This window comes from Anabaena azotica FACHB-119 (genome assembly GCF_014697625.1).
Lineage (GTDB): Bacteria > Cyanobacteriota > Cyanobacteriia > Cyanobacteriales > Nostocaceae > Trichormus > Trichormus azoticus_A.
On the sequence record NZ_JACJSG010000015.1, the window covers coordinates 82,980 to 98,600 of the forward strand.

A 15,621-nucleotide genomic window follows, 5' to 3' on the forward strand; every position below is an offset into this window, starting at 1 on the left:
ATTAATATTATCAACAATTAGCTTAGTTTATTAATGAATTAATCCACAACTTTGTAATAGTGAACTAAGCTCTTGTACATCAACATAATGATCATGTGTTGATTGTAAAGATTTTGAATAGGTTTTTGCTGTTAGGCATTGATAATTTAAAGATAATAACTCAGCTAAACGCTGAAAGCATTTTTCTATATAGGTATCTGGCATAAACTCTATGACCAAAGTGCCTTTTGGACAAAAAACTATATTGGTCAATGCAGCACCATGTGGTGCAACTATTATCTTGGCACTGGCAAATAGTTCTGCTTGTTCCTTAATAGTCAGTCCTTCTATTGCTAAACTTTCAAAACCATATTTTGCCAGTTCTTGCAAAACTTCTTGTTCATTAATTACTCTCCGAGTCAAAGCATCTGTACGTGTAATGTATAAATATCTATAAGGCTGAATATAATTAGGCTCATCTAAAAAAATAGAACGTAGAAAATTACATGAGCGAAGAGTCGCGTAATGTATTTTCCCTGGGAGTGAAGGAACAACTAGACTCTCAGCTTGTAGATGAGTATTAAATTGGGGTTGAATTATTCTTTCTTCAGGTATACCTAATGCTTCTATACACTCTCTTTGAAAACTTTTTTCACAATTGATGAAATATTTATCAACTATAATGCCTGAGCTTTTAAGTAAATCAAAACGAGGCATTATATCTAACATCCAATGAAAATATCTTTGATGTGCTGTGGAACTGATAACAGCCAGAGTTCCAGAAACCTTTTCTACTGATGGAAAATAGAGGTCAAACATCACTGGGTGTTCTGAAGCTTCTCCTCCCAGTTTGATAGAAACATCACCTACCAGCCTATGGTCAGGAGAAATTACGATTCCATAGTCATATAATACTCTTCCATTGGGAATGACAGACACAAAAGTTTCTGGAGAAAGAAACTTTTGTTTAGATGCAGTTTTGTTGAGATGACTGCTTTGATAGCTGGGAAAGTCTATAGATTTTTCTTTCTCTAAAAGAATGTATTCTCCATCAATATTATTGATTAAATCTTTAGTGTAAAGGTAATATCCACGTAATGGTGAACGGTAACTGATGAAGGGAAACAAGAAGTAGCTGATGAATCTTAACCAGGTATAATGGAGTATTTGCAGCTTATTCTTTATGATTGGTCTGACTGTTTTAGGCAGTAGTTTTACAAAAAAGGAATACATTTTTTATTATATATTGTCTGATATTTTAATTAAAATTATAAAACCAGCGATGCCATTCTTGACTCATATACTTACATTTCATCAGAGGATGTACATAATGAGATAAGATTAAATTTTCGGGAAAATCATCATCAAATGCCACATAATAACTATCAGGCAACCCTACGACATTTTCTAGTTGTTGAGCAAAGAGTAATGAATATAGAGTTTGCTCAATATGTTTAGGGTTAAACTGATTAGGTATTTTGAGCAACTTTTCTGTCCAAATCTCAACTTGATCCCAATCGATGTTGATTTTACCTAGATAAATAATCCCTCCGTTTAAATGCTGTGATGTTTCTATGCCTAGAGTTTCATAAATTATGGAAGCTTTACAAATTAACCCTAAATCATTTGGCATTTTATTTTGCTTCATGAAGAAAGGGGTTTTATTTTGATAATACTCGATTAATTCTTGGGGATATTGCCAAAATATCATATCGCTATCTAAATAAATGCTTCCTGGTGAAACCAAGTTATTATCTATAAATTTTCGCATAAAAATACATTTATCTCTTGCCTTTCTTAAGGCTGGATAAACATCTCTTGACAATGAATTATTAACAATATCTTCGGCTTGTTGTGTAGATATTATAGAAGCATTTGGTAATAGCTTTTTTAGCAAATCAGTTATTTCCTGACCGAGAGTGCCATCGTCATAGATAGTGAAAGATGGAATATGCTTAATGACTTTGACCAAAGATAAGGCACATAATACAGTTTGATGCCAATGTTTTTTTCCTGTGAGAAAGGTGATACTTATATCTATGAAAGGAAATTGTAAAGGTTCCAATAGTAGCAATTTATTTTTTAGTTGTTCTTCCCCACGGTTGGCTAAAAGTAAATTGTAATTATATACAAGCTCTGCCTTTGGTTTGTAAAAACTTTGATATAAAATTCTTCCTAATTTAATTCTCTTCAAGCTGTGACGCACTATGTTTATATTCATTTTCTTTTTTATCTAGGATAATAATTGTATTACTTACAGCATTAGCAACATAGATTAGGACAATGAGAAATCACAAAATCCTTATATTAAGCAAGGTTCCTCTATCAATCCCCTGCTATACTGATAACGAGATATTAACTTTTCAATTTTTGATAATATGAATAAAGCCAACTAGGTAATAACAAACTGAGACGATTGTTAAAACCATACTTTTTGGCTAGTTGCCACCAGTGGTAGAGCCGTTGAGTAAATGGCATGGATGTTAGATAAGGTTGAATAGCCAAATCTAAATCGAATTTCCAACCATGAACCTGGGGTAAAAATAGATCAGGCTCACCCAAAAACATTTGATCCTTAAGAGGCGATCGCTCACTTAACCGAGGTATTATAGTAGCTTGTGCGTACAGATTTTCTAAAGCTAATTGCCAATTTGCGGGCCAGTGTGTCTGTGCTATTTTATTTTTGGTTGCTTCCCCTAAAGAAAGTCGATATTCTTCATTTTCAATCAATTGCGTTAAGCAAGCTGTATACTCTTCAATATTCCCTACTCGAATGAGATTACCCGTTAAACCGGGCATATCAGCACCAAGAATTTCCGAAGCCTCAGAAGAGTAAGGATAACGAGTAACTAAAGGTACACCATAGCTACCCGCTTCTAATAAAGAAGTAATAGAAACAAAGGGAAACGAATCAACATAAATATCAGCAGCTTGGTAATATATAGCAGTGTTTTCAGTTTCCGCGATCGCTTTAATTCTACCTTGTGTTTGATTAATCGCTGTTGCCCAATCCTCCTGATTGTTTGCCCCCACCACTAACAAATAAGCATTCTTGTATTTTTGTAAAATAGGCAGGTGTACATCTGCAAAGTTGATCCCGTTTACAGTTTTGCTGTATTTAATGGCTCTGGCGATTGAAAGCAGGACTATACTATTGTCTTCAATACCTAACTGCTGCTTGGCTTGGGAGCGAGAAAATTTTCTGTAAGTTGGTTCTACAATAGTTGGTAGAAGTACGTTACGTTTTGCCTCAATACCCCGACGTTGCTGTGATAAACGCATCCCAGACTCGCGCAAATTCACAACTACATCGCTAATACCAGCACCTAACCAAAACAGGTGATCAGCATGATCTACAAATAACACTGGTGGTGATTGTTCTTTATTAGCAAAGGCAATTATGGGAATTACATCTTGGTTATGTATGTGCAGGATAACTAAATCTGCCTTTGTAGCAATTTCCCGTAGCTTTTTAGCTCTATCAACAATGCCATTAGCTAACCGATTCAAAATATATATTTTGCCTTCGCTCTCGTTTACAGAATCTTTTAAAATTTGTGGTATTTTGTTAAAATCTTGATTGGTCAAAGCAACTGAATGGTGACTTTCTTTATCCTGCTGAATCCAACGACAAAGCATTTTCGGAAGCCCACCAATAGACACCACAGATGTACAAACATGGAGTATTTTTCTGGGTTTTTGGGATGGAGATAAATTTTGAGTTTGATAACTACTTCTAATAGCTTTTTGCCCAATTGTTAAAAGTACTTGTTCAAGCTGAGAACTGACAAACAACCCACAAGGTTGAGCGCAAGCAAACCAAGCCGCTATCCCTGCATAAACCGCAGCTTCGTCATACTTTCGCCTTTGAACTAAATTTTCTGCACGCGCAACTAAGTTCTGAAATACTTCAAAGTTTTGCGGAATGAGGCGAAGACTTTCTTCTCGCCACAGGCTGATGGTGTCTTGCAATGTCGTTTCCAACATATGAATTATCTATATTAAAGGATGATTCTTGTGAGTTATTAGGATGCGTCAATTTAAATATTTTTTTGGTGTACCCAGGGTTTCTCGTACTGACGCTACCTACATTTTGCTATCCCACAAGTAAGCAACGTCAGAAAGAGAATTAAATAGGACTTACGCAACTGTCATAACCAAACTAACTGTAGTGGCGTGGCAAGGCTAAAATAGTGCAATAAGTTTCCTCTCTAACCTCTGTGTCTCTGTGCCTCTGTGGTTAATTAATGCAACATTTTAAGCTTGCCACGCCAGTAGTAGCGTGACCGGACTAATTTTGTGCAATAAAAATAAATCTTGTGGTGTGGGCATCCTGCCCGCACCGGACGGGCAAGATGCCCATCCCACAAGAAAAAAATAATGCCACATTTTAGCTTAGACAGTCCAGTAGGATGCGTCAGCCCCAATAATTTCCTACAAATAAAGGGATTTTCCACATCTGACTCACCCTAATATTGTGCTTTTCAAAAGCTCAATTACCCGATCCTGTTCTTGCTCGGTCATCTGATGAAACAGTGGCAAGATAATAGCACGTTCTTGAGCTTGTTCACTTTCGGTGAGACGCTGACACTTGCCTAACTCACAATTACAAGCATCGCTATCAACTCCACAAGACCAAGCTTCTATACTGTAAGCTGGTTCACGGTGAGCGCACATAATACCACGTCGGGTAGATACGCCAGCATCTAACATTGCCTGCATCACTTGCACTTGGTCGCATTTCTCTGGTAGCCGGACACAGAAGCTTTGCCAGTTACTTTTTGCCCATTGCGGTTCTGTGGGTAATTTCAATCCTGGTACATCTGCCAGCATTTGCTGATAACGCTGTGCCAAGTAACGCCGACGTTCCACAATTTCCGGTAGGCGTTTGAGTTGTTCCCGTCCCACTGCTGCTTGAATATCAGTCATGCGGTAGTTGTAACCCAACATGGGGTAAGACTCAAATATTACTTGCTTGGCTCCGTGACGCACGGTATCAGGAACGCTCATCCCATGTTGTCGCCAGAGACGGAACTGTTTGTCCCATTCTGGGTTGTTGGTAGTCAACATTCCCCCGTCGCCTGTGGAAATTACCTTGCGGGGGTGGAAAGAAAAACAAGCTATATCTCCGTGGGGTTTACCGATTTTTTCCCACTGTCCATCCCAGAGGATTTCACTAGCGATCGCACAAGCTGCGTCCTCAATTACTGGTAAATTGTGACTACGGGCAATAGACAAAATTACCTTCAAATCACAAGGCATTCCCATTTGATGGACAATCAAAATGGCGCGAGTGCGTTCATTGATGACATCCTCAATTAACATCGGGTTGATGTTATATGTCTGTGGCTCAATATCCACAAACACCGGAATTGCCCCACAGTAGCGGATACTGTTAGCAGTGGCAATATAGGAATGGCTGACGGTAATTACTTCGTCCCCTGGTTGCACACCCACAGCTAACAGTGCCAAATGTAATGCCGTGGTACAATTGGACACAGCACAAGCATGGTTCGCCCCTACATAGGCAGCAAACTCTTGTTCAAACGCGGCAACTTCTGGTCCTTGTGTGACCCATCCCGCTAAGATTGGACGCTTTGCTGCTTCTGCCTCAGCTTCACCCATCCAGGGTTTAGCAATGGGGATAGTTTGTATTTTTTCAGACATTGCTCGCTTCCTTTGTCAGCTTCTGTTCACGCCACCAACTCACTAACCGCTTCAATCCTTCTTCCAGGGATACCTGCGCCTCAAAACCCAATAATTCCTTCGCTTTGTCCACACTTGCTAATCGACGCTGCACTGGGTTGACTTTGCGTTCTGGGCCGTATTCTGGCTGTAAATCTGATCCCATCACCTTCGCCAAGCTGTAGGCTAAGTCATTCAGGCTACTTTCCGTACCACTGGCAACATTAAACACCTCATCGGTAACATCGGCTTTGGCAGCGAGAATATTGGCTCTAGCAATGTCTTCGATGTAGACAAAATCCATTGTCTGCTTACCATCGCCAAAAATTAATGGTGGTTGTCCGGCGGCGATGCGTTCCATCCACCGTATCAGTACTTCAGTATATACTCCGTAAATATCCATACGTGGGCCATATACATTAAAGTAGCGTAGCCCTACATAATCCAGCCCATACATATCATAAAAACTGCGTAATAAGCCTTCATTAAAGACCTTGGCTGCACCGTACAGGGTGCGGTTGTTGTAGGGATGATGGGATTCGTTGGTAGGGAAATCTTCCGCCATTCCATATATAGAAGCGGAAGAAGCAGCTACTACTTTTTTCACACCCGCGTTTACAGCCGCTTCTAAAACATTGAAAGTTCCATCAGCCAAAACTTCCAAAGCTAAACGTGGCACTTCGGCACATTGGGTAATGCGAATAGCAGCTTGATGGAAGACGATATCCACGCCTTGCATGACTTCACCGAGCAGTTTTTGATCCCTGATATCACCTTCTACAACTACTAAAGGCCCATGCTCTTTTGCCCAAGCCAAATTTTTCATTTGTCCACGGGTGAAGTTATCCAAAATAATAATTTCGGATACACCTTCTTGCACCAATAAGTCGGCAATATGGGAACCGACTAGACCTGCGCCACCTGTAATTAATACTCGTTTATTTTGCATTTTCTTTGAGTTGGGTAATTTGAGCTTCTAGATTTTGAATACGATTTAATAAATCAGCCGTTTGTAAACCTAAAGTACTTTTCACAGACTTAATCACATTAGCTGCTGCTGTTCTTTCTTCTCCCGCAAATTGCACTTCCAATATTCTCAAGACTCCATCGCCTGTAAGCACATCGACAAAACCTGCTGTTTTAGATCGGGCAATTACTCGACCGGGTATTCTGCCTACATAAACAGGCGGATTTTGCACAGGCTTGGCTTGCCAAATCACCAGTTTTTTGCTTTGAAAATATGTATAAGCTCCGGGAAAAGGTTCAACCAATGCTCTGATTAAACAATCAATAGTTCTAGTAGCAGCAGACCAATTAATTTCCCCGTCTTCTGGTAGACGAGTACAACCATAGGTGGCTTCAGCGTTATTTTGCTTTACTCCTGCATAACCATGAAAAGTTTTAACAACTGTTTCGCCTAAATTTTCCTGTTGAATCTGATTTAATCTGTTATATAAATCAGATACTGTATCCTCAAGATGAATGGGAATTAGTTGCTGAAATAAAATGTTACCCTCATCTAAATCAGGAGAAATTTTATGGATAGAAATTGCCGCCGCAGGTTCATCATTAATAATTGCCCAATTCACATTAGCTCTACCCCGATATTGGGGTAAAGGCGAATAATGAACGTTGATAAATGTAGACAGTTCAATTATTGATGAAGGCAAAATTTGATTGTAGGAAGAAACTACCACACAATCAGGCTGCAATTTGAGAACGAGTGATTTGATTGCTTTTTGGGAGGTATCGGTAAATACTGGGATATTTGCTTGTTGAGCTAACTGAATTACAGAATCATCGATGGGGGCTTCACGCACTACTCCTTGAACATTACACTTGGATATCAAAGATTCCAAGGCGCTCAAGGTGGTTGTGCCGATACCAATCAGCAGTACATTCACCATAGGGTATAAGTAACAGGTTAAACTCCAGAAACAAAAGCTTTCTTACTTGCAACTGCCTGTAGCAATCCACTAACTGGGCGTGAAAGTTGGGCAATGTAATTGCTAGCTGATAGATTAGTTAGTTTAGAATTAATTGACAGCATTTCAGACGAAACAATAAGTACAACATTAACAAAAATCAAGTAAAACCTTGGCTAAAAGAAGAATGGTGCATTGGGAACAAAAATGCTGAAACATCTATAAAATGGAAGAGTTACTATGCTTATATGCAGAATATTTAATCCCATTTAGCCTGATTGTTTTTTTGATAAAAAACCTATCATTTATTAGCTGATACAGTAGAATTTTCACCTTGTAAACCAGGACAACCAGCATGGATAGATTACCAATACTTCCGTCAAATAGTTTATAAATTACTTCTTTCTATTTTTAATTTCATTTTCAAACCATTGTGCATCATTCTCCCTCCCTGCTTTTCTAGCTGTTTGTGCTGCTAAATTATAAGAAGCGATTCCCTCATCTATTTGATTTAGTTTAAATTCGCAGTCTCCTTTATGTTTATAAGTACACATAAGGCAAAACTCTTGAGAAGCATCGATGGATTTGATTGCCTTTCTAAAGGCTTTGATTGCTTCCTGGCATTTCCCTTCGTTCTCTAATTTCTTTCCTTCATTAAACCATTCATCAGCTATTAACTGTGGGTCTTGTACAGGTGGTTGTTGTGTTGTAGGTACTGGTTCATTGAGACCAATTGCTAGAATAATTAAGAAGATACCTAAAGCAATCGCTGAAAAGCGTAAAAACGGATTAGAAACAGTTGAGCTAAATTCAGCTCCAAACAACTTAAAATTACCTCCAACAAAGCCTATAATTACAAGAACTGCCCCTAAAACAAATAATCCAATATGTAAAGTACTTGGCATAATTGATTAGCTAATTATCATGCGGTATACGGAAAAAATCAGCTTGTTTTTAAAGGGCTAACTGAACCGTATTGCCCTTACACCCAGTCTCAACAGATAATATTAGTGCGTCAGCCCTGATCACAGCAGTTGCACAAATTCCATCCCTGATACTTGTGGCTGGAAGGTTTGCCGCCAAATTACCTCTGCGGCTTTGAGTCCGCCTGTTTGCAGGCGCACGATGGGTTCTGGCCCCACTGCTGAGGGGAGAATGCCCATATGCCCCGGTTTTGGCTCAATTTCTGGAGATATGGGTATATTATGGGCAGCGAAGGCGTTGCGATCGATGTCGCCCCAGTATTGAGCTACGAGCGTACCAGGCCAATATTTGGCAATCATTGCTGCGTCTTGGGCTGCAAGTATGGGTTCAAGTCTTGGTTGCAAGGCGACGACGATCGCATCATAATTTTTATCTATAGATGCAGCTACCAAGCTATCAACACTATCAACTGTCGCTCCAGCTTGGACTAAACCATGTTCAATAAATCGGCGGAAGGGGTTGTCACATAACAGTAGAATGTTGCTGGTATAAACGGATATACCTGCATCCAGCAGTTGTTTTACCGCCATGATTCCCAAAAAGGAAAATACGTCTACGGCGGGATGGCGTTCGTTCACCCCTACTACCTGGATACCTTTGAGGCGACAGGCGACGAGATCCACGTCTTCTGGTCTAAACTCCCAAGCTTCATACATCAAGCCAATCACGGCATTCGGCTTCATCCAGTCAACCATTTCTGTATTGATGGGGCGCAGGTGTCCACTGTTGGTGATGATATCTGCTTGACTAACGATATCGGCAGTTTTTTCTGGGATAAATTTGATGCGATCGCCTACTCCCGCAATATCTGCTAGTTGCTGTGTCAATGCCTGAACTTGCTCTACCGTACCATACCGAGTAGTCCGGGTGAAAGCAAACACTTTCTCGGCTCCAGCGATCGCAGCTACAACCGGGGTGACTGCATATGCACCTGTTGCCGCTTCTGTCAAGACCACTGCATCTGACAATTGCAAATCGCAACGCTCAATAGCCTGACGCATCAAGGAGACGAGGCGATGGGGATTTAAACCAGGACGGGGATCACTCATTAAGCGGCTACTCCCTGAAGAATGTTTTGCAAGGTTTGGGCAACTTGGTTGACTTGAGCGCTGCTGAGTTCAGCATACATAGGTAAGGAAAGGACTTCCCTAGCAGCTAATTCCGAGTGGGGGAAATCACCGGGTTGGTAACCCAAATCCGCATAGGCGGGTTGCAGGTGAACGGGAATTGGGTAATGAATCCCTGTTTGAATCCCTTGGGCGTTAAGTTGTTGTTGTAGCCATTCCCTTTGGGTAGTCCGCACTGCATAAACGTGATAAACGTGGCGGTTATGGGCTAGGGCTACAGGTGTATTTAAACCAGACTTGGCTAAAAGGTAGTTGTACTGGGCGGCGTGGGTTCTTCTGGCTTCCGTCCACTCTTCGATGTAGCGTAACTTCACCCGCAAAATCGCGCCTTGGATGCCATCCATGCGGTAGTTATAGCCTTTGAGGACATGGTGATATCTCTTTTCTTGTCCCCAGTCGCGTAACATCTGCATGGTGTGGGTGTATTCGGGATTGTTGGTAACTATCATCCCGCCTTCACCGTAAGCGCCTAAGTTCTTGCCAGGGTAAAAACTAAAACAACCAATATCCCCAATACTACCTACTCGCTTACCTTTGTAAGCCGCGCCATGCGCTTGGGCGGCATCTTCAACCACCGTCAAACCGTGACGGCGGGCGATTTCCATGATTGGTTCCATATCTGCTGGTTGACCGTACAAATGTACAGGCAGAATGGCTTTTGTGCGTTCAGTAATCGCTGATTCGATTTTGTTGACATCTATGGTGTAGGTAACTGGGTCAATGTCAACAAAAACGGGTGTAGCTCCGGTGTAACAAATGGCGGCGGCTGTGGCGACAAAGGTGAAGGGTACGGTAATGACTTCATCACCAGAGCCGACACCAGCAGCTAATAATGCTAAGTGGAGGGCGCTAGTACCAGTGTTAACAGCAATACCAAATTCGGCGTTGCAGTAAGCAGCAAACTCTTGCTCTAAAGCCTTGACTTCACTACCTAAAACGAATTGGGTACTTTCTAAAACTTTGAGGACGGCGGTATCAATTTCGTCTTTGATGCTGAGATACTGAGCTTTTAAGTCTACAAAGGGAATCATGCTGCTACCTCTACTCGATTGAGTTCAATTAATTTTCCTTGTTGTTTGAGAGACTGGGTAGCAGCTTCAAGAATCTTGACTACTTGCAGTCCGGCTTGTCCATCGGTAATCGGGCGATCGCCTTTTTGAATACAATCAATAAAGTGCAATCCTTCGGTATTTAATGCTTCGGTCACATCGAGCTTAGGCGACCACATATCACCAGTACGATAACCGATGAGCATTTGGTACACACTTTCCGTATTACCATTGACTGTGGTAATACCTTTGTCGTAAATCTTCAGTTTTTCGCTAGGCTCTAAGTCATCGTAGACAATCATCCGTTGACTACCACCAATCAGCGTCCGGCGTACTTTCACCGGAGCTAGCCAGTTAACATGAATATGTGCAATTAAGTTATTGGCAAAAAATAAGGTTAAGTAAGCAATATTTTCCGGTTCCCCTGGTACATGGCTCATCCCTGTAGCGGAGACAGCATAAGGTTGGGATGGTAATAAATAGCTCATGATTGACAGGTCATGAACTGCTAAATCCCAAATGACGTTAACATCATGCTGAAATAGTCCCAGGTTGACCCGGACAGAATCGTAGTAATAAATATCACCTAATGTTTTGGTGGCGATTAGGTCGTGCATTTTGCGGACAGCACCCGTATAGACAAAGGTGTGATCCACCATTAATACAAGGTTGCGCTTTTCTGCTTCATCAATCAAGCGCATTGCTTGCTCAGAGGTGGTGGTCATGGGCTTCTCTACTAGGACGTGCTTACCAGCTTGCAATGCGGCTAGGGCTAAGTCGTAGTGGGTGGAAACGGGTGTGGCGATCGCGATCGCATCAATTGTTGGGTCTTTTAGTAGATCCCGACTATCTCTAGTCACCTTGATGGCGGGATAGCGTGCTTGTGCTTTTGCCAGTAATTCTGGCTTAAAATCACTTACACAAGTAACTTGCGCCCCTGGTATTTCTGCAAAATTGCGTACTAGGTTAGGCCCCCAATAACCATAACCGATGACACCGATATTAATTTTACTTCCCATTGTTTTTAACTAAATCTATTTTTTGAAAAAGTAATTAAGTAGAACGGACTAAATAAATCAAGGTTTGTAGTCAGGACTAAAGTCCTGACTACGAACTCTATGGTGATAACTTTAGGCTAGTTAACATAGTTTGATTTATTTTCGACGGTTTACTTAATCCTATTGGAAAAGTTGTTTTCGCCAATGACTTAAACCTAAGAAACTAACAGACCCAACCAAGCCTAATAACACCCCAGGTTCAGTAACAGATGTTTGTGCTACTATTGGTCTGAATACAGCATAGTTTTGTTTTCCAAAATCAAGTACCTCAATATCTTGAGAATTACCTCGGTAATTATCCCACCTAAATCTAATAAAATTACCGATTTTATTAGTAATGAAAGTTGATTTATTGCTGGCAATAATGGATCTATAGGGAATCAAAACCGAAGAAATGCTATTGATTCTTCTAGGAATAGGTTCTTGACTATTCAAAAGAGACACAATACTATTGGCAGCAGTTTGTGCTGCTTGTTGGTTTCCCCAAAAAGTTGGCTCATCAAAATTAGAACTATTGGGAGTACCAAACACATTAGTAAATGTATCAAACTGGAAGCTAACCTCGTAACTTATGCCATCGACGATGAGACCATTGATGCCACTAACATCACCAGAGCTACTGTATATAATCTGCGCCGCTTGAGCGGGGAGCATACTAGTAACTGTGGTAGCAACACCCAGAACAGACACAACAGCAACTGTGGAATTTAATTGACGGCAATTCAGCATACTATTAATTGATATCGCTAGTTGAAATGGCTAAATTTTGTGTGCGATCGCCTTCAGTGGAAACAAGCTTATCGCGTACATCACCAATCACCCGCGCCGGCACTCCAACTACAATTGCATAGTCAGGAACATCATGAGTGACTACTGCACCAGAACCAATGATGGCTTTTTCGCCAATAGTTATTCCGGGGAGAATAGTCGCGTTACTACCAATAGAAGCACAGCGTTTAACTAGTGTCTTGACTGTGTACCAATCATCTGCTGTTTTTAAACTGCCATCTTCATTGGTAGCGCGGGGATAAATATCATTGGTAAACATCACCCCATGACCGATGAAAACTTCATCTTCTAAAGTGACACCTTCACAAAGAAAGCTGTGTGATGAAATTTTACAGCGACTGCCGACAATGACATCTTTTTGGATCTCGACAAAGGCTCCAATTTTTGTTTGTTCGCCAATCTCACAACCATAGAGATTCACCAGATTGGGATGATAAATATTGACATCTTCGCCTAAGATGACATCAGAATTTATTGGCACTTTTATCTACCTTTCTAGCTCAATTTGCAATGAAAATTTTGATTTTTATACCAATAGCCAAGACAGTTAGGACATCAGAAAATGAGAAAACTTATCCAAGAAAAGGTTTTTAACTCTGTCACCTGTCACCTGTCCCCTGCTATAAAATAGCCATCATCAAACATGAAAAATCAGAGATTTCTTACCTGTTCCCTATCACCTATCACCTGCTATATAATTTGTTCCACCGATTGCCAAACAGCATCTTCTAAATAAACGCATTCATCAGGCTGCCATTCATACTCAGGACGCTCAAAATTGTGCATCGACACTTCAAATGGGCATATCTCCCGGAGATTTTCTAACAGAGTTTCGCTGCGTCGCTCAGACAGCCATGTTGTTAAGGTGTACGCACCCATGTAGAGCCGAGATTTAGGAATTTGACAGCGCAGAATGAATGTTCCAGCTTCCCGTCGAAACGGTGCATCAGGTTCGTAAAACCAGATCATACAAATAGGTTGTTGCAAAGCACTGACTATCTGAAAAGAAAACCATAAACTTTCATGGGGTTGAGTTATATGTAGGGCAAACTCAACCGTAATTGGTTTTCCCCAACAGTGAACTCCGCCACCTTCGGAAGTATGTATCTTGGCCCAAGCTATATGATTACCAGTTTTGCTTGCAGGCGCTTGGTAGTATGCTTGGGGCGCAGAATCATCTTGTTGTCCAGCTAAATATAGCTGCACTGCTTTGTTAGTACTACCATCAAACTGAACACCACCTCGCGAAAGTAGTATGCAGCGTTTGGTTAGTTGAGCGATCGCTGGCATACTATGACTCACAAACAGAACTGTGCGTCCTTCTTTAGTGGCGACATCATCCATTTTGCCTAAGCATTTTTTCTGAAATGCTGAGTCACCCACAGCCAAAACTTCATCAACAACGAGAATTTCTGGCTCTAAATGGGCGGCTACGGAAAATGCTAGGCGCACGTACATTCCTGAAGAATAGCGCTTGACTGGTGTGTCTAAAAACTTTTCCACGTCAGCAAAAGCAACTATTTCATCAAATTTTTTCTTAATCTCAACTCTACTCATCCCCAAAACGGAACCGTTGAGATAGATGTTTTCTCGTCCCGTCAGTTCTGGGTGAAATCCAGTACCGACTTCTAATAAGCTGGCGACTCTTCCTTGAATAGCGATCCGTCCTTTACTTGGTTCTGTGATCCGACTGAGAACTTTCAGGAGTGTGGATTTACCTGCACCATTGCGCCCAATTACACCAATTGCTTCACCTTGTTTAATCTCGAAGGAAACATCCTTCAATGCCCAAAATTCTTCACGGGACGGATTAGCTATTTTTTTATTATTATTAGGTTTGACAAATCTCTGTGTTAAAGATTTAGCACCATCAGCAATTACATCTCTGAGAGCTTTATAGCGATAGCGACCTGAGTTTTCCTGCTGATGACTAATGATATATTTCTTCCCAATATTTTCAACGCGAATTACAGTATCAGACATCTGCTTTTCTCCTTTCTAAATTAACGTGAGTTCGACAAGCGTTGTTTTGACATCTCCCCCAACCCCTCTCTCACGAGGAGAGGGGAGTAAGACGGTGATTTTTTCGTTTCTCCTCCCTCTCCTTTTAGGAGAGGGAGGTTGGGAGGGAGAGGTTCATCGAACTCACGTTAAATTACATCAGCAAACGTCCGTTCAGTTTTGCGGAAGTACCAAATACCACTGAAGAGGAGCAGTGTAACTAATGCCAGAGATATCCCAAACCCAGTCCAGTAAATTTTGGACTCACCGCCAATAATCGCCCAGCGAAAACCATCAATTACTCCTACCATCGGATTCAAGGAATACAAAAACCTCCATTTTTCAGGAATAATCGTGCTACTAAAGCCTACGGGTGATATGTACAACCCAAACTGGACAATAAATGGCACAATATAGCGAAAGTCCCGGTATTCAACATTTAGCGCTGCAAACCACAAGCCAACACCTACCGAAGCAGCAAAGGCAATACCAATAAATAAGGGAAGTGTCAGTATTCGCCAATCAGGAACAAAGTTGTACCAAGCCATTAAGCCCAGTAGAATCATCCCAGAAACCATAAAATCTACAAAGCTAACAACAACTGAACTTATAGGTACAATCAAGCGAGGAAAGTAGACTTTGGAAATCAAGTTGGCGTTACCGATTAAGCTATTGCTACATTCTGTTAAGGCATTAGCAAAAAATTGCCAAGGTAACATGGCTGCAAACACCAAAATTGGATAAGGCGCACCCTCAGCAGGTAGTTTAGCTAAATTGCCAAATATGACTGAAAATACAACCATTGTCAAAAAGGGTCTAATCAAAGCCCATGCTAGACCAATGATTGTTTGCTTATAACGCACTAAAATATCCCGCCAAGCAAGAAAATATAGCAATTCGCGGTAGCGCCATAAATCTTGCCAGTATTGGCGCTCCGCTCTTCCAGCTTCTAACACTAACTCTTGTTTAGAAGCTATATTTTGACTACTCATAACTATTAACTTAAGACTATAAATCTTCTCAG

The 15,621-nt window shown here is 41.0% G+C and carries 13 protein-coding genes and 2 pseudogenes; all 15 read right to left on the reverse strand.

The window, feature by feature from the left end; genetic code table 11:
* Window positions 1-30: 30 nt before the first annotated feature.
* On the reverse strand, window positions 31-1,212 hold the full coding sequence (locus tag H6G83_RS13040; RefSeq protein WP_190472479.1) for a glycosyltransferase family 61 protein: 1,182 nt from the start codon (window positions 1,210-1,212) through the stop codon (window positions 31-33).
* Window positions 1,213-1,237: 25 nt separating this feature from the next.
* Window positions 1,238-2,200: a hypothetical protein gene (locus tag H6G83_RS13045; protein ID WP_190472482.1), complete on the reverse strand. Its 963-nt coding sequence runs from the start codon at window positions 2,198-2,200 to the stop codon at window positions 1,238-1,240.
* 134 nt (window positions 2,201-2,334) lie between these two features.
* Complete coding sequence (locus tag H6G83_RS13050) at window positions 2,335-3,966, reverse strand: glycosyltransferase (protein WP_190472485.1); 1,632 nt, start codon at window positions 3,964-3,966, stop codon at window positions 2,335-2,337.
* A gap of 477 nt (window positions 3,967-4,443) precedes the next feature.
* Window positions 4,444-5,646, reverse strand: a complete 1,203-nt coding sequence (locus H6G83_RS13055) for a DegT/DnrJ/EryC1/StrS family aminotransferase (protein WP_190472488.1) — start codon at window positions 5,644-5,646, stop codon at window positions 4,444-4,446.
* Window positions 5,639-6,613 carry an NAD-dependent epimerase/dehydratase family protein gene (locus tag H6G83_RS13060; protein ID WP_190472492.1) on the reverse strand — a complete coding sequence of 325 codons (975 nt, stop codon included), beginning with the start codon at window positions 6,611-6,613 and terminating at the stop codon, window positions 5,639-5,641. Before H6G83_RS13060 ends, H6G83_RS13055 begins: the two co-directional genes overlap by 8 nt.
* Window positions 6,603-7,571, reverse strand: coding sequence for a methionyl-tRNA formyltransferase (locus tag H6G83_RS13065; RefSeq protein WP_190472494.1), 969 nt, complete (start codon window positions 7,569-7,571; stop codon window positions 6,603-6,605). Before H6G83_RS13065 ends, H6G83_RS13060 begins: the two co-directional genes overlap by 11 nt.
* Before the next feature lie 413 nt (window positions 7,572-7,984).
* Window positions 7,985-8,494: a tetratricopeptide repeat protein gene (locus tag H6G83_RS13070; protein ID WP_190472496.1), complete on the reverse strand. Its 510-nt coding sequence runs from the start codon at window positions 8,492-8,494 to the stop codon at window positions 7,985-7,987.
* 120 nt (window positions 8,495-8,614) lie between these two features.
* Window positions 8,615-9,622, reverse strand: coding sequence for a hypothetical protein (locus H6G83_RS13075; RefSeq protein ID WP_190472499.1), 1,008 nt, complete (start codon window positions 9,620-9,622; stop codon window positions 8,615-8,617).
* Window positions 9,622-10,731, reverse strand: coding sequence for a DegT/DnrJ/EryC1/StrS family aminotransferase (locus H6G83_RS13080; RefSeq protein WP_190472503.1), 1,110 nt, complete (start codon window positions 10,729-10,731; stop codon window positions 9,622-9,624). Before H6G83_RS13080 ends, H6G83_RS13075 begins: the two co-directional genes overlap by 1 nt.
* Complete coding sequence (locus H6G83_RS13085; RefSeq protein WP_190472506.1) at window positions 10,728-11,768, reverse strand: Gfo/Idh/MocA family protein; 1,041 nt, start codon at window positions 11,766-11,768, stop codon at window positions 10,728-10,730. Before H6G83_RS13085 ends, H6G83_RS13080 begins: the two co-directional genes overlap by 4 nt.
* Before the next feature lie 159 nt (window positions 11,769-11,927).
* Window positions 11,928-12,536 (reverse strand): hypothetical protein, encoded by a 609-nt coding sequence (locus H6G83_RS13090; protein ID WP_190472509.1) that lies wholly within the window; start codon window positions 12,534-12,536, stop codon window positions 11,928-11,930.
* Between the two features lie 88 nt (window positions 12,537-12,624).
* A pseudogene (locus tag H6G83_RS36385) lies at window positions 12,625-12,855 on the reverse strand (DapH/DapD/GlmU-related protein); the annotation flags it as partial.
* 60 nt (window positions 12,856-12,915) lie between these two features.
* Window positions 12,916-13,077: pseudogene (locus H6G83_RS36390) on the reverse strand (N-acetyltransferase); the annotation flags it as partial.
* A 209-nt stretch (window positions 13,078-13,286) separates the two neighbouring features.
* Window positions 13,287-14,579, reverse strand: a complete 1,293-nt coding sequence (locus tag H6G83_RS13100) for an ABC transporter ATP-binding protein (RefSeq protein ID WP_190472516.1) — start codon at window positions 14,577-14,579, stop codon at window positions 13,287-13,289.
* Window positions 14,580-14,746: 167 nt separating this feature from the next.
* A complete protein-coding gene (locus tag H6G83_RS13105; RefSeq protein ID WP_190472519.1) occupies window positions 14,747-15,589 on the reverse strand; it encodes an ABC transporter permease in 843 nt (280 codons plus the stop codon).
* Between the last annotated feature and the right edge of the window lie 32 nt (window positions 15,590-15,621).